The sequence below is a fragment of the Variovorax guangxiensis genome (genome assembly GCF_003952165.1).
GTDB lineage: Bacteria > Pseudomonadota > Gammaproteobacteria > Burkholderiales > Burkholderiaceae_C > Variovorax > Variovorax guangxiensis.
The window spans coordinates 331,502-348,813 of sequence record NZ_RXFT01000002.1 but is presented as its reverse complement, the minus strand read 5'-3'; the positions used below and the strand labels follow the sequence as shown (position 1 = coordinate 348,813).

The 17,312-nt window shown below is 70.5% G+C and carries 18 protein-coding genes; 13 read left to right on the top strand and 5 right to left on the bottom strand.

The features are described 5' to 3' along the window. Position 1: 1 nt before the first annotated feature. Together EJP67_RS07200 and EJP67_RS07195 are read left to right on the top strand one after the other, a co-directional pair. Positions 2–985, top strand: coding sequence for a tripartite tricarboxylate transporter substrate binding protein (locus EJP67_RS07200; RefSeq protein WP_126021019.1), 984 nt, complete (start codon positions 2–4; stop codon positions 983–985). A gap of 127 nt (positions 986–1,112) precedes the next feature. Continuing rightward, complete coding sequence (locus EJP67_RS07195) at positions 1,113–1,304, top strand: hypothetical protein (RefSeq protein ID WP_126021018.1); 192 nt, start codon at positions 1,113–1,115, stop codon at positions 1,302–1,304. Between the two features lie 7 nt (positions 1,305–1,311). Here EJP67_RS07195 and EJP67_RS07190 read toward each other — a convergent pair whose 3' ends face one another. After that, positions 1,312–1,941 carry a TetR/AcrR family transcriptional regulator gene (locus EJP67_RS07190; RefSeq protein WP_165909572.1) on the bottom strand — a complete coding sequence of 210 codons (630 nt, stop codon included), beginning with the start codon at positions 1,939–1,941 and terminating at the stop codon, positions 1,312–1,314. A 75-nt stretch (positions 1,942–2,016) separates the two neighbouring features. On the opposite strand from EJP67_RS07190, the gene EJP67_RS07185 reads away from it, so the two are divergent. The 3 genes from EJP67_RS07185 (at position 2,017) to EJP67_RS07175 (ending at position 5,201) form a co-directional block, all read left to right on the top strand. Then, entirely contained in the window at positions 2,017–2,853 is an 837-nt protein-coding gene (locus EJP67_RS07185) for a thioesterase family protein (RefSeq protein WP_126021017.1), read from the top strand. A 35-nt stretch (positions 2,854–2,888) separates the two neighbouring features. Further along, a complete protein-coding gene (locus tag EJP67_RS07180; RefSeq protein WP_126021016.1) occupies positions 2,889–4,529 on the top strand; it encodes an acyl-CoA dehydrogenase family protein in 1,641 nt (546 codons plus the stop codon). 105 nt (positions 4,530–4,634) lie between these two features. Further along, the gene (locus tag EJP67_RS07175) at positions 4,635–5,201 is read left to right on the top strand and encodes a hypothetical protein (protein ID WP_126021015.1); all 567 of its coding nucleotides are present in this window, start codon (positions 4,635–4,637) and stop codon (positions 5,199–5,201) included. Positions 5,202–5,243: 42 nt separating this feature from the next. Here EJP67_RS07175 and EJP67_RS07170 read toward each other — a convergent pair whose 3' ends face one another. Next, positions 5,244–6,131 carry a gamma-glutamyl-gamma-aminobutyrate hydrolase family protein gene (locus tag EJP67_RS07170; protein WP_126021269.1) on the bottom strand — a complete coding sequence of 296 codons (888 nt, stop codon included), beginning with the start codon at positions 6,129–6,131 and terminating at the stop codon, positions 5,244–5,246. A 140-nt stretch (positions 6,132–6,271) separates the two neighbouring features. On the opposite strand from EJP67_RS07170, the gene EJP67_RS07165 reads away from it, so the two are divergent. Continuing rightward, complete coding sequence (locus EJP67_RS07165) at positions 6,272–7,327, top strand: sugar phosphate isomerase/epimerase family protein (RefSeq protein WP_126021014.1); 1,056 nt, start codon at positions 6,272–6,274, stop codon at positions 7,325–7,327. A gap of 6 nt (positions 7,328–7,333) precedes the next feature. Here the strand turns inward: EJP67_RS07165 and EJP67_RS07160 are convergent, their stop codons facing one another. After that, the gene (locus EJP67_RS07160; RefSeq protein ID WP_126021013.1) at positions 7,334–8,632 is read right to left on the bottom strand and encodes an aspartate aminotransferase family protein; all 1,299 of its coding nucleotides are present in this window, start codon (positions 8,630–8,632) and stop codon (positions 7,334–7,336) included. Positions 8,633–8,751: 119 nt separating this feature from the next. Here EJP67_RS07160 and EJP67_RS07155 point away from each other — a divergent pair, with 119 nt between their 5' ends. Continuing rightward, positions 8,752–9,234 (top strand): Lrp/AsnC family transcriptional regulator, encoded by a 483-nt coding sequence (locus EJP67_RS07155; RefSeq protein ID WP_126021012.1) that lies wholly within the window; start codon positions 8,752–8,754, stop codon positions 9,232–9,234. Here EJP67_RS07155 and pdxR read toward each other — a convergent pair whose 3' ends face one another. Then, positions 9,235–10,695 carry a MocR-like pyridoxine biosynthesis transcription factor PdxR gene (gene pdxR, locus EJP67_RS07150; protein ID WP_126021011.1) on the bottom strand — a complete coding sequence of 487 codons (1,461 nt, stop codon included), beginning with the start codon at positions 10,693–10,695 and terminating at the stop codon, positions 9,235–9,237. A gap of 86 nt (positions 10,696–10,781) precedes the next feature. Between pdxR and EJP67_RS07145 the strand changes: the two genes are divergently transcribed. From EJP67_RS07145 to dbpA, 3 genes are all read left to right on the top strand, one after another. Then, positions 10,782–12,035, top strand: coding sequence for an MFS transporter (locus EJP67_RS07145; RefSeq protein ID WP_126021010.1), 1,254 nt, complete (start codon positions 10,782–10,784; stop codon positions 12,033–12,035). Between the two features lie 357 nt (positions 12,036–12,392). Continuing rightward, a complete protein-coding gene (infA, locus tag EJP67_RS07140; RefSeq protein ID WP_126021009.1) occupies positions 12,393–12,671 on the top strand; it encodes a translation initiation factor IF-1 in 279 nt (92 codons plus the stop codon). Positions 12,672–12,756: 85 nt separating this feature from the next. Further along, a complete protein-coding gene (gene dbpA, locus EJP67_RS07135; protein ID WP_126021008.1) occupies positions 12,757–14,187 on the top strand; it encodes an ATP-dependent RNA helicase DbpA in 1,431 nt (476 codons plus the stop codon). Here dbpA and EJP67_RS07130 read toward each other — a convergent pair. After that, positions 14,162–15,598: an MATE family efflux transporter gene (locus tag EJP67_RS07130; RefSeq protein ID WP_126021007.1), complete on the bottom strand. Its 1,437-nt coding sequence runs from the start codon at positions 15,596–15,598 to the stop codon at positions 14,162–14,164. The genes dbpA and EJP67_RS07130 overlap by 26 nt on opposite strands. A gap of 60 nt (positions 15,599–15,658) precedes the next feature. Here EJP67_RS07130 and EJP67_RS33555 point away from each other — a divergent pair, with 60 nt between their 5' ends. The 3 genes from EJP67_RS33555 (at position 15,659) to EJP67_RS07120 (ending at position 17,301) form a co-directional block, all read left to right on the top strand. Continuing rightward, positions 15,659–15,829, top strand: a complete 171-nt coding sequence (locus tag EJP67_RS33555; RefSeq protein ID WP_164546861.1) for a hypothetical protein — start codon at positions 15,659–15,661, stop codon at positions 15,827–15,829. Positions 15,830–15,935: 106 nt separating this feature from the next. Continuing rightward, a complete protein-coding gene (locus EJP67_RS07125) occupies positions 15,936–16,265 on the top strand; it encodes a hypothetical protein (RefSeq protein WP_126021006.1) in 330 nt (109 codons plus the stop codon). Between the two features lie 19 nt (positions 16,266–16,284). Further along, entirely contained in the window at positions 16,285–17,301 is a 1,017-nt protein-coding gene (locus EJP67_RS07120) for a MerR family transcriptional regulator (RefSeq protein ID WP_126021005.1), read from the top strand. Positions 17,302–17,312: the final 11 nt, after the last annotated feature.

Genomic DNA, 17,312 nt, shown 5'->3' with positions numbered 1-17,312 from the left:
CATGCTGCGCAGACACTTCGCCACGAGCGTGGCACTGTCCCTCGCGGTGCTCGGCGGCATGGGCGCGGCGCACGCCGCCGCCTGGCCCGACAAGCCGGTCAAGCTGGTGGTGCCGTTCCCGCCAGGGCAAGCCACCGACATCTTCGCCCGCGCCCTGGCCGAGCAGCTCGGCAAGCGGCTGGGCCAGCCGGTGATGGTCGACAACAAGGCCGGCGCCGGCAGCAACATCGGCACCGAGTTCGTGGTGCGCTCGCAGCCCGACGGCTACACGCTGGTGGTGGCGGGCAGCGCGATGGCGGTGAACCAGACGCTCTACGCCAAGCCGGGCTTCGACCCGCGCAAGGACCTGGTCGGCATCTCGCTCGTCGCCAAGGTGCCGCTCGTCTTCCTGGCCACGCCCGAGAGCGGCATCCGCACGCTGGCCGAGCTCACCGCGCGCGCCAAGGCCGAGCCCGGCCGGCTGAGCTACGCGAGCGCCGGCATCGGCGGCACGCAGCATCTGTCGGGCGAGATGTACAAGGCGGCGGCGCATGTGTTCGTCACGCACATTCCGTACCGGGGCAGCGGCCCGGCGCAGTCGGACTTCCTGGGCAACCAGGTGCCGCTGATGATCGACTCGGTGACGGCCGCGCTGCCGCACATCAAGTCGGGCCGGGCGGTGCCGCTGGCCGTGACCTCGGCCACGCGCTCCTCGCAGCTGCCCGACGTGCCCACGGTGCGCGAAAGCGGCGTGGCGGGCACCAAGAACTTCGAGGCGGTCGGCTGGCTCGGCCTGATGGCGCCGCGCGGCACGCCGGGCGAGATCGTCGAGCGCCTGAACCGCGAGGTGACCGACATCCTCAAGAGCGAGCAGATGGCGCGCTTCATCCGCGAGCGCGGCGCCGAGCCCGCACCGACGACACCGGCCGAATTCGACCGCTTCGTGGCGAGCGAGATCGGCGTGTGGGGCGCTGCGGTGAAGGCTTCGGGCGCCAAGCCCGAATAGGGCACCGGGCAGGACGCCGGGCAGGGCGGCGCCGTCAACAACCCTGTCGGCGCCGGGTCTGTTTGTTACAGGCCGTCCCGGCCGCCGGGCCTATAGTGGCCCAGACCCCACCATCCAGGAGATTCCGTTGAAGTCGTCTTTCATCGCCGCCGCATTCGCGATCGCAATGGGCGTGCTGGCCACGGGCTGCGCCGGCACGGGTTCCGCCGGCACCCCCGGTTCCTCGGCCGCGACGCCAACCAGCGGCAGCGGCGTCACGGTGTTCGGCACCATCGACGCCAGCGTCAGCGGCTACAAGAACAGCAGCAGCCCGCGCTGACCCTCGTTCAGGCCACGCCCTTCAGGTAGCCATGCAGCGCGGCACGCAGCTGCCGTGACAGCGCCTGCAGGTCGGGCCGCCCGCCCGTGCCGATGTGCAGGTGCGCGAACAGGCCGTAGATGATGGTCTGGCACACGCGGGCGACTTCCTTCTTCTGGCAGTCCGGCGACAGGTCGATGGCCGCGTCGAGCACGCCCACCCACTCGGCCACGAAGCGGTCGTACATCTTGCGGTAGGCCTCGGGGCCCGAGAGGTGCCGCTCCAGCAGGTAGTGCGCGCCCCAGGCCAGGGGCTGCGCGCGGTGCGCCTCCAGCTGCGCGTCGATCACCGCGTCCACGATCTGCACGAGCGGCCGGCCCGCGTGCGCGGCGACGGCCGCGCGCATGTCCAGCAGCAGCGCCTTGGAGCGCAGGTGCAGGCACACGCGCGCCAGGTCTTCCTTGCTCGCGAAGTATTCGTAGAAGCTGCCGAGCCCCGTGCCGGCCACCGACACGATCTCGCGGATGGTGATGGCGGCGTAGCCCTTCTCGACCAGAAGCCGAACAAAGGCTTCCTGCAGCGCCTGCGAAGTGGCGCGCGCGCGGGACTGGCGCGGCTTGCGCCTCGGGGCGGCGGCCGGAGCGCGGGCGGTCGCCATCAGCGCGGCGGAACCCGAACACCTCGCGGGCGGGTTGTTCCTAGAATTTTTGGACCCATCGAACGGCATTCTGCAATGGCCCACGCCCCCGACGACTCCGACGAATCCCGCCCCGCCGTCTACACCTCGCAAGGCGAGGACGCATGGCTTCCCAGCGAACACTCGCGCGGCCCCTGGGACCCGCGCGCGCAGCATGGCGGCGCGCCCGCCGCGCTGCTGGTGCACGTGGCCGAGCGCGCCGCGCCGGGGCCGGGCTGGCAGCTGGCGCGGCTCACGCTCGAGCTGGTGAAGCCGGTGCCGCTGGCGCCGCTCGTCACGCGCACGCAGGTGCAGTCCTCGCGCTCCACGGTGCGCGTGGGCATCGACCTGCTGGCAGGCGAGGTACTGGTGGCGCGGGCGCACGCGCTGCTGCTGGCGGGACAGTCGCTGGCGCTGCCGCCCGGCCTGCCGGGCTGGCCGCAGGAGCCGCTGCGGCCGCTGCCGCGCGACTGCACCGAGCGCGTGCGCATTCCGGGCCTGCCACAGGGCACGTCGTTCTACGGCACGGCCATGGAGACGCGCGTCGCCGAGGGCGATTCGACCCGGCCGGGCCCTTGCTCCGCATGGTTCCGCCTCGCGGTGCCGCTCTTGCACGGCGCGGCCACCTCGCCCGCCATGCGCGCCGCGGCGGCGGCCGACTTCGGCAACGGCCTGAGCTGGGTTCTGCCGGCCGAGCGCTACCTGTTCACCAACGCCGACCTGAGCCTGAACCTGTTCCGCGTGCCGCAGGGCGAGTGGATCGGCCTGCGCTCGGCCACCGAGGTGCATGGCGGCGGCGCGGGCCTGGTCTCGTCCTACCTTTACGACGAGCAGGGGCCCATCGGCCTCGCCACCCAGACGCTGGTGCTGCGCGAACGAAGCCCCGCTGCCTGACCCGCCCCGCAACGATCAACCGGAGAGAGACAAGCATGACCACCACCGGCATCCACCCCGACAACCAGGTCCCCGAACTCAAGGACTACAACGTCTACACCAGCGACCCCACGCTGCGCGCCTCGGTGGCGCGCGGCGGTGCCGCATGGCGCGACGAGGAACTGGCGCGCCAGGGCGCGGAGTACGGCGCAGAGGCCACGCTGCGCGCCGCGGAAGACGCCAACCGCCACGAGCCCGAGCTGCACACCCACTCGCGCACCGGCGAGCGCATCGACCAGGTGAGCTTCCACCCCGCCTGGCACACGATGATGGGCATCGCCCGGCGCAACGGCATCGCCAACCTGCCGTTCTTCGACGAGCGGCCCTCGGCCTGGGTGGGCTACGGCGCGTCGCTGTACATGCACAGCCAGATCGAATCGGGCTCGACCTGCCCGACCACCATGACCAAGGCCTGCATCCCGGTGGTGCGGCGCAACGCGGCGCTGTATGCCGCGCTGCGCGACAAGCTGGCGTCGAACGAGCACGACGCGCGCGACATTCCGCTCGGGGGCAAGACCTCGATCACCGTCGGCATGGGCATGACCGAGAAGCAGGGCGGCAGCGACGTGCGCACGAACACCACGCGCGCCGCACCTGCCGGCAGCGGCCCCTGGGGCGAGGAATTCCTCATCACCGGCCACAAATGGTTCTTCTCCGCGCCGATGTGCGACGGCCACCTGGTGCTGGCCAAGACCGACGAGCACGGCTCCTCCTGCTTCTTCGTGCCGCGCTGGCGGCCCGACGGCGGCAAGAACGCGGTGCACATCCAGCGGCTGAAGGACAAGGTCGGCAACCGCTCCAACTCCAGCAGCGAGGTCGAGTTCAAGGACGCCTGGGGCGTGCTCGTGGGCGACGAAGGCCGGGGCATCCCGACCATCATCGAGATGGCGACCGTGACCCGGCTCGATTGCGCGCTGGCCAGCGCCGGCTTCATGCGCCAGGGCTTCGCGCAGGCGCTGCACTACGCGCGCAACCGCCATGCCTTCGGCAAGGCCCTGGCCGACCAGCCGGTGATGACCGCGCTGCTGGCCGACATGGCGCTCGAGTCGCAGGCCGCCACGCTGCTGGCGATGGGCCTGGCCTCGCGCTTCGGCTCGACGGCGCCGCTGGACACGGCCTGGCGCCGGCTGCTCACGCCGGCGGCCAAGTTCTGGAACTGCAAGCGCGCGGTGGCCTTCACCGGCGAGGCGATGGAAGTGTTCGGCGGCAATGGCTACGTGGAAGAGGGCCCGATGGGCCGGCTCTTCCGCGAGGCGCCCGTCAACTCGATCTGGGAAGGCTCGGGCAACGTGATGTGCCTGGACGTGCTGCGCGCCGTCTCGCGCAATCCCGACGACGTGCACCTCGTGCTCGACCAGCTGCATGAAGTCGCCACCGGCGAGCCCCGCGTGCAGGACGCGCTGCAGGCCGTGCGCAAGATGACGCAGCTGCTGCCGCAGGAGCTGGAGCCGCAGGCCCGCCGCTTCACGCAGCGCCTGGTGCTGGCCGCGCAGGCCTGCCTGATGCTGGAGCACGCAAGCGCAGAAGAATCGGCCGCTTTCCTGTCGAGCCGGTTCGATCCCGACTGGGGGCCGGTGACTGGCATCAGCGCCGGCACCTCCGACCCTGCCGCGCTGCTGCACGCCGCCTGGCGCTGAAGAAAAGAAGGTCACGGCCGCCACGAGGCGACACAAGCCCGAGAATCGCCCGCATGACCACTGCGCGGCGGGACTCGAGCGACGCCCCGCCTGTCTGGAGCCGATGTGACTGTGCTGGACCGATCGTATTTCGACCTCGTCGTCGTTCGCGCCCCCCTGAGCGAGGTGGCGCGCGCCTTCGACGACTATCCCTCCATGAGGGTGAAGGTGTCCGCCACGCCATTTGTCTTTCCGTCCCAGTCGTACAGCGGAGAAGGCTCCACCATGCTGCTCTGGACGCCGGAAGCCGCGCCGCACCTCACGGCGTTCATGCCGCACGCCGCTTCGAGCGACTACTTCTTTCGCTCGTACTGCGCCCAGTTCCTGTTCGAGGTTGCCGAGGTGCGAAGCACCTCACAGCAGGCGGAGGACCAGATCAACTCCTTCGAAGTTGATGCGGACGGCAAGCCGAGGCGCATGGTGCGGGCGATGAAGGACGAGCGTTGGGAATTCCTTCAGGAGGGCAGCCCGCTGGCATTCGAGCAGATGGAACGCTATGCATCGAGGCTGGTCAGGGATCGTCTGACGCGGGACATGGTGCTGGACTACCTGGAGGCCTGGGGCACGCCTGTACGTGACGAGGCTTTCTGGAGAGCGGGCATGCCGGCTGCGACCTTCGTAGCCCGGCCTTAGCCTTCGAACCTCGTCGAGCTGCCCGAAGAGAGGGCTGCAGCGTCAGCGCCGCAGCAGCGCCTGCCGCAGCACCCGCGCGGCGCGGTCGCGGATCTTGCCGGGGCCGGAGCGCGGCGTGGTCTTGGGCGCGACCTTGGCGGTGGCGCAGGCCCAGAGGAAGTCGTGCAGGATCGGCGTGTCGTCCACCGTCTCGGTGCTGCCGTACTTGTGGAACTCGGGGTGCCACTGGGTGGCCGAGATGTAGCTGCGGCCCTTCTCGGGGCGGCGGCGGATGGCCTCGGGCACGCGGTCGGGCAGGCTCCAGGCCTCGATCTCGAAGCCCGGCGCGAGCCCCTTGATGCCCTGGTGATGGATGCTGTTGACGCGCGCCGTGCGTACGTGCGGATAAAGCTTGGAAAGCCGCGTGCCCTCGACGATCTCGATGTCGTGGAAGTTCTGGTCGTAGGTCACGGGGTCGCGATGCTTCAGCGTCTGGGGGTGCCCGTGCTGCTCCTCGATGTCCTGGTAGAGCGTGCCGCCGAAGGCCACGTTGATGAGCTGCAGCCCGCGGCACACGCCGAAGATTGGCTTGCCGGCCTGCTCGAAGGCTTCGACCAGCGCCAGGTCGTAGAGGTCGCGGATGCGGTCGCCGATCCAGGCGTCCTTCAGTGGCACCTCGCCGTAGCTGCCGGGCCAGACGTCGGCGCCGCCGTGCATCACCACGCCGTCGAGCCACTCGGCGTAGTGCGACAGCTTGGTGTCGCCGCGCGCGGTCTCGCCGGTGGGGCAGGGCACCATCACGACCATGGCGCCAGCGGACATGAGCCAGTGCGCGATCGACTGCTCGACGTACTGCAGGGTCTTGTTGGTGAAGAGCGAGCGGGCCGGGTCGGCATGCGAGAAGCAGGCGGACAGGCCGATCTTGAGCCTGGCGGAAACAGGTTGTGTCATCGCTGGACTGTCGTCGGTGGCAACCGGACGGGTGATGCGGAAAGGAAAGTCCATTTTGGCTCGTTGGCCTCTCGCGCGGGGTCGGACGACACGCCAAGTATGCTTTCAACGCTGCCCCAACGTACAAGGAAGACAAGCCGATGAAAACCATCAAGGGCCCAGCCATATTCCTGGCCCAGTTCGCGGGAGACGCCGCCCCCTTCAACACCCTCGACGGCATTGCCGGCTGGGCCGCCGGCCTGGGCTACAAGGGCGTGCAGATCCCGAGCTGGGACGCCCGCCTGTTCGACCTCGAGAAGGCGGCCGAAAGCAAGACCTACTGCGACGAGGTGAAGGGCACGCTGGCGGGCCACGGCCTGCAGATCACCGAACTCTCGACCCACCTGCAGGGCCAGCTGGTGGCGGTGCACCCGGCCTACGACGCGGGCTTCGACGGCTTCGCGGCGCCCGAGGTGCGCGGCGACCCGGTGCGGCGCCAGCAGTGGGCCGTCGAGCAGCTGCACTTCGCGGCGAAGGCCTCGGCCAACCTCGGGCTCACGGCGCACGCGACCTTCTCGGGCGCGCTGGCCTGGCCCTACCTCTATTCGTGGCCGCCGCGCCCGCCGGGACTGATCGAGGAAGCCTTCGACGAGCTCGCGCGCCGCTGGCGCCCCATCCTCGACGCCTTCGACGCCGTGGGCGTGGACGTGGGCTACGAGATCCACCCCGGCGAAGACCTGCACGACGGCGTGAGCTACGAGATGTTCCTGGAGCGCGTGAACAACCACCCGCGCGCCTGCCTGCTGTACGACCCGAGCCACTTCATGCTGCAGCAGCTCGACTACCTGGCCTACATCGACCACTACCACGAGCGCATCAAGATCTTCCACGTGAAGGATGCCGAGTTCAATCCGACCGGCAAGCAGGGCGTGTACGGCGGCTTCCAGAGCTGGATCAACCGGGCAGGACGCTTCCGCTCGCTGGGCGACGGACAGGTCGACTTCAAGGCCATCTTCTCGAAGATGGCGCAGCACGACTTCCCGGGCTGGGCGGTGCTGGAGTGGGAGTGCTGCATCAAGCACCCCGAGGACGGCGCGCGCGAGGGCGCGAAGTTCATCGCCGACCACATCATCCGCGTGGCCGACCGCGCCTTCGACGACTTCGCCGCTGGCGGAGTGGACGTGGCGGCGAACAAGCGGATGCTGGGGATCGGCTAGAGGCGGCTAGGAAGTCGACCGGATCGCGTCGTCGAGTATTTCGAGGCCGCGGTCGAGCTCGGCTTCGCTCACGTTCAGCGGCGGCGCGATGCGCCACACCGCCGCCATGCCGCCGACGGACACGATGTTCATGCTCAGGCCGCGCTCCATGCAGGCGTCGGTGATGGCCCGGCCGCGCTCGGCGTCGGGCTCGCGGGTCTCGCGGTCCTTCACGAGTTCGACGCCCTGCAGCAGGCCGTGGCCGCGCACGTCGCCGATCACCTCGTGGCGAGCCTTCAGCGTCTCCAGGCCCTGGCGCAGGCGCCGGCCCATTTCGGCCGCGCGGCGGGCGAGGGCTTCTTCCTCCAGCACATCGAGCACGGCCAGCGCGACTTCGGCCGGCAGCGGGTCGGACACGTGCGAGGTGACATGCACGAAGCCCTTGTCGTGGCAGTCCTGCTCGATGGCCTCGCTGGTGATGGCCGCGCCGATGGCGACACCGCCGCCCAGCGTCTTCGACACGGTGAGGATGTCGGGCACCACATCGGCCTGCTCGAAGGCGAAGTTGGCGCCCATGCGGCCGAAGGCGGTCTGCGCCTCGTCGAGGATCAGCAGCATGCCGCGCTCGCGGCACTTCTCCTTGAGCTTGGGAAAGTAGCCCCCGGGCGGCACGATCACGCCGCCCGAACTGAGCACCGGCTCTGCGATGAAGGCGGCGAGCGAGCCGCTGGATTGCGCGTCGACCATGTCGAAGCCGACGTCGAGGCAGGTGGTGTCGCAGGCATCGCGGCAGTGGCGCACCGGACAGCGGTAGCAGTTGGGCGCCGGAATGGACATGGTGCCGGGCTTGCGCGGCCCGTAGTCCACGTGATGCCTGCCGGCGAAGGTGAGCGAGGCGATGCCGCCGGTCACGCCGTGCCAGCCGCCGTTGAGGCCCACGATCTCGTAGCGGCCGGTGGCCAGCCGCGCCATGCGCACCGCCGCCTCGTTGGCCTCGCCGCCGGTGGAAAGAAAAAGCGACTTCGACAGCGACGGCGGCAGCATCGACGCCAGCCGCCCGGCCAGCGCCGGCACCGCCGGCCCGACGAAGCCGCTGTAGAGGTGCAGCGCGCCCTCGCAGGCCTTCTGGATGGCCGCGACGATGCGCGGATGGTTGTGGCCGATGGTGGCGCACATCTGGCCGGAGGTGAAGTCGAGGATCTCGCGGCCGTGCTGGTCCCACAGCGTGGCGCCGCGCGCCTTGACGATCACGTGCGGGCTCAGGCCCATGCCGTAGCGCACGAGGTGCCTGGCGGCCGCCGGGTCGTAGGTTGCGCCTTCTGCCATCGGATGCTCCTTTTCGTGGGGATGGGGGCAGCGTATCCAGCGGCCGGAGAATCCGGTGTCGTTGTGCAGGCCCCAAAGCGCATCCGATTGCACGGGCGTTGCGCCACACTGGCGGCACCATGAAGACCGGCACCCTCGATCTCGATCGCATCGACCAGAGCATCCTCGCCGAGCTGCAGGCCGACGCGGGCCTGCAGAACCAGACGCTGGCCGAGCGCGTGAACCTCTCGCCCTCGGCGTGCCTCAAGCGCGTGCAGCGGCTGCGGCGCGCGGGCGTGATCCGCGAGGAGGTGGCGATCCTCGACGCCGCGCGCGTGGGCTTTCCGGTGCTGGTGATCTCGCGCGTGTCGCTGCGCAGCACCACGCGCGAGGCGATACAGGCCTTCGAACGCAAGGTGCACGCGCTGCCGCAGGTGCTGCAGTGCCACTGCGTGGCGGGCGACACCGACTTCGTGCTCGTGATCTGCGCGCGCTCGCTGCCCGAATACCAGGCCTTCGCGCAGGAGCAGTTGGGCGACGCGCTGGAGCTGGAGAACTATTCGAGCGACGTGGTGCTGTCGACCACCAAGTTCACCACGCAACTGCCGCTGGACCGGGCCTAGCTACAGCAGCCCCGCAAGCCGCCGGATCGCACCGTCGATCTGCGCCTCGCCGATCAGCCCGTAGCCGAAGGCCAGCCCGTTAGGCGTGCCGGGCGCCAGCGGATCGAGCGCGAAGCGCGACAGCGGCGGCAGCGTGATGCCGGCCGCCGCGGCGCGCTCGACCACGGTGAAGTCGCGCGTGTCGCCATGCAGCCGTGCCGACAGATGCAGGCCGGCGCTCGACGGAATCGTCTCGAGCCGGCCCGCGCCGTGGCGCGCCAATGCCTCCAGCAGGGCGGTGCGCCGCGCGCCGTAGAGCTTGCGCATCTTGCGGATGTGGCGCGCGAGATGCCCCTCGGCGATGAAGGCCGCGAGCGCCTCCTGCCCGAGCACGGGGCCGTGCCAGTCGGCCAGTTCGCGCGATCGCACCAGCGCCGCGCGGGCCCAGGGCGGCGCGACCACGAAGCCCAGCCGCAGCGCGGGGAACAGGCTCTTGGAAAAGGTGCCGACGTAGAAGACCGACTCGGCGCGGTCCAGCGTCTGCAGCGCGTCGAGCGGGCGGCCGGCGAAGCGGAATTCGCTGTCGTAGTCGTCCTCGACGATCACCGCGTTGCGCTCGCGTGCGAAAGCCAGCAGCGCGGCGCGGCGCTGCGGCGACATCGCGACGCCGGTGGGGAACTGGTGCGAGGGCGTCACGCAGACCACGCGCGCCTCGGGCGGAATGCGCTCCACGCACAGGCCCTCGGCGTCGGTGGGCACCGTCACCACCCGCGCGCCCGCCGCCAGCATCGCTTCGCGCAGCGAGGGATAGAAAAGCTGCTCCACCGCGACCACGGTGCGCCCCGGCACGACCAGGATGCGCGCGAGCAGCCCGAAGGCCTGCTGGGCGCCGGCCGTGACCACGATGTCGTCGGCGGTGCAACCGACCGCGCGGGTGAACGACACATGCCCGGCGATGGCTTCGCGCAGCGCGGGCTGGCCTTGCGGGTCGGCGTAGTCGGCCGTCTGGCGCGCGACGCGGCGCAGGGCGCGGTCGCTCAGGCGGCGCCAGATGTCGAAGGGGAAGAGGCTCACGTCGGGCAGGCCGACGCGGAAGTCGTCGCGCGCGGGCGGCGGCTGCAGGGTGGGAGCGAGGTCGGCGCCGGGGACGCTCGCCGGTACGAGGCGGGGATCGCGGCCGGCGGCCAGCGCTCTTTTGGGAGCGGCGCGCCGCCGGGACACCGGCAGCGTGTCGGCCACGTAGGTGCCGGCACCGGGCCGCGCGAGCAGGTAGCCCTCGCCCAGCAGCAGGTCGTAGGCCGCCAGCATGGTGTTGCGCGACACGCCCAGCCGCTGCGCCAGCGCCCGCGTGGCGGGCAGGCGCGCGCCGGGCTGCAGCCGGCCGTCGAGGATGGCGCCGCGCAGCTGGCGGTGCAGCTCGCGCAGCAGGTCGCGCGAGCCGGCGGCCGGCAGGCGGATGGCGAGTTCGAAAAGTGGCTCCATGAAATTCGCCGATTGTGGTTCTTTTGAAGAGCCACTTGCAAACCTATTCTGGAGGCACTGAACACACTTTCCACGGAGTCATCGTCATGAACAACACGGCTCTTTCCTCTTCCTCCTCCGCGCCGCAACCGGCCGAGCGCCTGCCGCTGAGCCTGGGCTGGCTCGCGCTGGGCGCCTTCGCCATCGGCACCGAGAGCTTCATGGTCGCGGGGCTGCTGCCGGTGCTGGCAGCCGACCTGCAGATCAGCGCCGCGCGCGCCGGGCAGTTGGTGCTGCTGTTCGCGCTGAGCTATGCGATCGGCTCGCCGCTGATGGCCGCGCTGCTGGCGCGCTTCGGCCGCCGCCGGCTGCTGGTTGTCAGCCTCGCGGCCTTCTCTGGGCTGACGCTGGCGGCCTCGATGGCGCACGGCTTCGTACAGCTGGCGCTGGCGCGCGTCGCGCTGGGGCTGGTGGCCGGCGTGTTCCTGCCGACGGCGAGCGCAGTGGCGGCGGCGATGGTGTCGCCCGCGCTGCGCGGCCGGGCGCTGGCCATCGTGACCGGCGGCGGCACGGTGGCGGTGGCGCTCGGCGTGCCACTGGGCGCGTGGATCGCGGGCTGGGGCGGCTGGCGCACGGCCTACCTGCTGATCGCGGCGGTGGCGGCGCTCGCCACCTGGGGCCTCGCGCTGGGGCTGCCGCGCGAACTGGCGCAGGCACCGGTCGCCGAAAAGCGCGCACCGGCCTTCGCCATCGCCCGCGAACCGGGCGTGCTGCCAGGGCTGCTGGTCAGCCTGCTGTGGGCCACGGGCGGCTTCAGCTTCTACACCTACATCGCGCTTTTCCTCTCGCACACGCTGGGCTTCGGCGCGGAAGGCACGGGCGCGGTGTTCTTCGCCATCGGCTTGGCGGCGGCCATCGGCACGGCGGCCGGGGGCTGGGCCACCGACCGCTTCGGCGCCGACCGCATGGCGCAGGGCTTCGCGCTGATGCTGGTGCTGATCCTGGGCGGGCTGTCGTTCGCCGCGCAGATGCTGCCGCGCGGGCTGGCGCTGCCGGCGATCGTGGGCCTGTCGGCGCTCTGGGGCTTCGCGGGCTGGGGTTTCGGGCCGGCGCAGGCGGTGCGGCTGATCCGGCTGGCGCCGGAGCGCGCGCCGATGACGCTGTCGCTCAACGCCTCGGCGATCTACCTGGGCATCGCGGCGGGTTCGGGGCTGGGCGGAGTGGCGATCGGGCTGTTCGGCGTCGGCACGGTGGGCTGGGTGGGCGCGGCCTGCCAGTTCGCCGGCCTGATGCTGCTGCTGCGCGCCGCACGCCGGGCGCGCGCGGCTGGCGCCACTCCTGCGAAGCTATGCTTTCGATAGCAAATAGCGCTTGCACAACGGCCCTTCGGGGCCTTTTTCTTTTGGGCGTTGTTTTAAGACAAGCAACTGTCATGCCCCGCAAGCTATAATGTCGGGTTCGTTTCGATACCACGACGAAGAATTTCGTCAATCCCGCCTGCAAGCTGCGCTGCTCCCGGACTCTCCGGCCTCCCGCTCGGCAAGCCGGCATTCACAGTGTGTTGGAGCGCCAGACCGGCGCCCATGATGGCCACCACTGCCGTCGTTCCTGTTGAAGCGAATCGCGCGTCCGTCTCGCGCTCCCGTGCGCGGGCTGAAACAATCACACCAATTCAATCTCCAACACACATCGAACGAACGATTCAGAGGTAAGCACAGATGCCAAAGGAAGAACTGATCGAAATGAACGGCGCGGTGACCGAAGTCCTGCCGGACTCGCGCTACCGCGTCACGCTGGACAACGGCCATCAGCTGATCGCCTACAGCGGCGGCAAGATGCGCAAGCACCACATCCGTATCCTGGCCGGCGACAAGGTGTCGCTCGAACTCTCGCCCTACGACCTGACCAAGGGCCGCATCACCTTCCGCCACCTGGAGCGCCGCGGCCCACCGCCGACGAACTCCGGCTCCGGCAACAACAACGCACCCCGCCGCTGATACGCCACCGACCGAAGGCCTTGCGACGCCCGCCATGGGTGCCGCAAGGCCTTTGTCATTCGTGCGTCCCGCCGGCCATCGAACCATGACCACCCCCGATTCCACGGCCGGCAACGGCGACAAGAACAACGGCTTCTCCGCGCTGGCGCTCTCGCCGCAGATGCTGGCCAACCTCACGCAGCTCGGCTACACGCAGATGACGCCGATCCAGGCGGCCGCGCTGCCGCCGGCGCTGCTCGGCAAGGACCTGATCGCGCAGGCCAAGACCGGCAGCGGCAAGACCGCCGCCTTCGCCCTCGCACTGCTGGCCAACCTGAACCCGCGCCGCTTCGCGGTGCAGGCGCTGGTGCTGTGCCCGACGCGCGAACTGGCAGACCAGGTCACGACCGAGATCCGCCGCCTCGCGCGCGCCGAGGAGAACATCAAGGTGGTCACGCTCTGCGGCGGCGTCGCGCTGCGCGGGCAGGTGGCCAGCCTGGAGCACGGCGCGCACATCGTGGTGGGCACGCCGGGGCGCATCATGGACCACCTCGAGCGCGGGAACCTGGACCTCGAAGCGCTCAACACCCTGGTGCTCGACGAGGCCGACCGCATGCTCGACATGGGCTTCTTCGACGACATCGTGAAGGTGGCGCGCCAGTGCCCATCGGCGCGCCAGACGCTGCTGTTCTCGGCCACGTACCCCGAAGGCATCGCGAAGCTCGCGCAGCAGTTCATGAAGAGCCCCGAGCAGATCGCGGTGCAGTCGCAGCACGAAGGCAGCAAGATCCGCCAGCGCTGGTACGAGGTGGCAGACCACGAGCGCCTGCACGCCGTGAGCCTGCTGCTCGACCACTTCCGCCCCGTGAGCACGCTGGCTTTCTGCAACACCAAGCAGCAGTGCCGCGACCTCGTCGAGGTGCTGCGCGGCCAGGGCTTCAGCGCGCTGGCCCTCTTCGGCGAGCTGGAGCAGCGCGAGCGCGACCAGGTGCTGGTGCAGTTCGCCAACCGCAGCTGCTCGGTGCTGGTGGCCACCGACGTGGCGGCGCGCGGGCTCGACATCGCACAGCTCGAAGCCGTGATCAACGTCGACGTGACGCCCGATGCCGAAGTGCACATCCACCGCGTCGGCCGCACCGGCCGCGTGGGGCAGCAGGGCGCCTCGGAAGGCCTGGCGCTGAACCTGGCGAGCATGGACGAGATGGGCAGCGTCGGAAAGATCGAGCAGCTGCAGGGCCGCGAATCCGAATGGCACCCGCTGACGGAACTCACGCCGGGCAAGGGCGCGCCGCTGCAGCCGCCGATGGCCACGCTGCAGATCGTGGGCGGGCGCAAGGAGAAGATCCGCGCCGGCGACGTGCTAGGCGCGCTGACCGGCGAATGCGGCTATGCCAAGGAGCAGGTCGGCAAGATCAACGTCAACGAGTTCTCGACCTACGTAGCGGTGGACCGCGCCATCGCGGCGGAAGCAGTGCGCAAGCTCTCCAGCGGCCGCGTGAAGGGCAAGTCGGTCAAGGTGCGGCTGCTGGAGCAGTAGCCGCCTGCGGCGAGGTCGGCGCCACCGGCGCGTCGAGCGCCGGGGCCGCGCCTGCCGGCACCTCCTGCCGCGCCAGCTTCGCAGCCAGCCGGAACGCGACGATCACCGCCAGCAGCCCGAAGATCGACGAGCCCACGGCCTGGCCGATCAGCACCCCGGCCGCGCCATAGTGCGAGCCCCACCAGGCGAACGGAATGGTGCCCAGCGTGGCGCGCCCCCAGTTGAACGCGGTCGACAGCAGCGGATGCCCGAGGTTGTTGAACGAGGCGTTCGCCACGAACAACCCGCCCGCGAAGAAGAAGCTCGCGGCCAGCCAGCTGCAGAAGAGCGAGATCAGCTGCGCCGCCTGCCCGTCGGCCGAGAACGCGCGGATGATCACGCCCTGCCCGAGCGCCAGCACCAGCCACGCCACGGCCACCGACACCACCATGAAGAGCAGGCTGTCGCGCAGGCCCTCCTGCACGCGGCGGTACTGCCCCGCGCCCAGGTTCTGCGCGAGGATCGGCCCGACCGCGCCGCTGAGCGCATAGACCAGCCCGAAGGCCACGGGCGTCAGCCGGTCGATGGTGGCCGCGCCCGCCACGGCCGAGGGGCCGAACTGCGCGACCGAATGCGTGACGAAGGCCGCGCCCACCGGGGTCGCGAGATTCGTCAGCACCGCCGGCGCCGCCACCGTGCCGAGCGCGCGCGCATCGTCGGTGAGCCTGTGCGGCTCGAAGCGCCCGAGCATGCGGTGCCGCACGATCACGCCGTGCAGGCCGACGGCCGCGAGCACGATGCGCGAGACCACCGCGCTGATGGCCGCGCCGTCGAGCCCCAGGCCGAAGCCGAAGATCAGGATCGGGTCGAGCACCGCCGTCACGAAGGCACCGCCGAGCGTCACCGTCATCGCGCGGCGCGCATCGCCGATGGAGCGCAGCAGCGCCGAAGTCGCCATGCCGATGCCCAGCAGCGGCAGCGTGTGCACCGTCACCGAGAGGTAACGATGCGCGAGCCGCGCCGTCTCACCCTGGGCGCCGAGCGCGTGCAGCGCCGGATGCAGGAAGAACGCGGTGCCCGTGCCGGCCACCACGGCCAGCGCCGTCATCAGCACGAGGCTCGAGGTGCCGATGCGGCGCGCATCCTCGGCGCGCCCCGCGCCCACGGTGCGCGACACCACCGCCGCGATGCCGATGGTCAGGCCGATGCACAGCGACGCATGGAAGAAGCCCACCACGCCCGCGAAGCCGATCGCCGCGGCGATCTCCTTCTCGCCCAGCAGCGAGATGTAGAACAGGTTGATGAGGTCGACCGCGAACACCGCGATCAGCCCGATGGCGCCCGTGCCGGCCATCACGCAGACATGGCGCATCAGCGAGCCAGAAACGAAGCGCGCGCGTCCGACACCACCCGCCGTTGCGGTTATTGGCATGTGAAATTCCCGATGTGGCCTAATTGCAGGTTCGAACATTCACTTTTACCCGAGCTTTTCATGCCCAAGACATTCCGTACCGAAGCCGAACGCGTTGCCACCCCGAAGCCGACGCCGCTGCCCGGCTACACCGTGCCGCGCTCCGGTGGCGGCCAGAAGGTCAGCCTCGAACGCGGCACCGCCACGCGCAGCAAGAAGAACCCCGGCAAGCGCGCCAAGAAGGGCGGCTGATCCGGCCTTCGGCCAGCCGGCTCCCCGAAGGAGCCACGACGAACGCGCCCCAGGGCGCGTTTTGTCATTGGGGCGCGCCGCCCCGAGCCTTCCCCCGAGACCCGCGATGTCCGACGACAACCAGATCCTCATCCCGCCCTCGTTCTTCGCGGTCTACACCGATGCGCGCCAGCGCCTGAGCGAGCCCATCGGCGTGGTGCGCGAGCGCTACGAGATCTGCGAGGACCTCGCCAGCCACCTCGTGGGCCATGCGCAGATCCAGCACCACACCGAGGTGCCGGTCGAAGGCGAGATCCTGCGGCGCATCCACGCCGGCCTGTTGGCACCCGAATCGGGCGTGTCGGCGGCCGAGGCCGCCTGGGTCGTGCGGCGGCTGGCGGAGTTGCTGGGCTGGGAAGACCCCGAGCTGCCCGAACCGAAATCCGACGCCAGCTGAAACCGCAGGAGCGACCACCGTGCTGCTGAAGGTCGGAGAACTCGCCCGGCACACCGGCCTCACGGTGCGCACGCTGCACCACTACGACGCCATCGGCCTGCTGGCGCCCTCCGCGCGCTCCGAGGCCGGCTACCGGCTCTACAACGCGGCCGACATCGCCCGCCTGCATGCCATCCAGGCGCTGCGGCTGCTGGGCCTGCCGCTGGCGGAAATCGGCGCGGTGCTCGGCACGGAAAGCGATGTGCTGCCATCCATACTCCAGCGCCAGATGGCTTCGCTCGACCAGCAGATCGCGCAGGCCACCGCCCTGCGCGAACGGCTCGGCCTGCTCGAGCAGCGCCTGGCCGAAGGCGCCCAGCCCGACATGAAGGACTGGCTCGCCACGCTGGAGCAGATGACCACCTACGGCCGCTACTTCAGCCCTGCCGAGATACGGTCGCTCATGGCCAACTGGAAGCTCGTGGCCGAGCGCTGGCCGCCGCTGGTGGCCGAGGTGGCTGCGCTGATGGCGCGGGGCGTGCCTGCCGACTCGCTGGAAGTGCAGCCGCTGGCCGCGCGCTGGATGACGCTGATGGGCCAGTGGATGGACGGCAACTACGACCTCGTCACGCGCTGGGGCGAGATGTACCGCCGCGAACCCGTGGCGCGCCGCGAAGACGGGCCGTCCACGGAACTGGTCGACTACATCGGCGAGGCCATCGGCATCCGCATGGCCGCGCTGCTGCGCCACATGCGCACCGACGACTTCGCGCGGCTGGGCCCGCCGCCCGAGGACGAATGGCGGCGGCTCGCGGCCGAACTCGCTGCCCTGCAGGCGCGCGACGTTCCGCCCGAGGACGAAGCCGTGCAGGCCATCGCGCGCGAATGGGCGCGCCTGTTCGACGCCTTCACCGACCACGACCCCGGCATCGGCGCCCGGCTGATGCAGGCGATGGCGGCCGAACCGGTGCTGCAGGCCACCGCCGTCACCACGCCTGCGGTGCGCGACTACCTGCTGCGCGCGATGAATCCCGCGACGGCCCCGCGCAGCGCTTGACCCTGACGTTG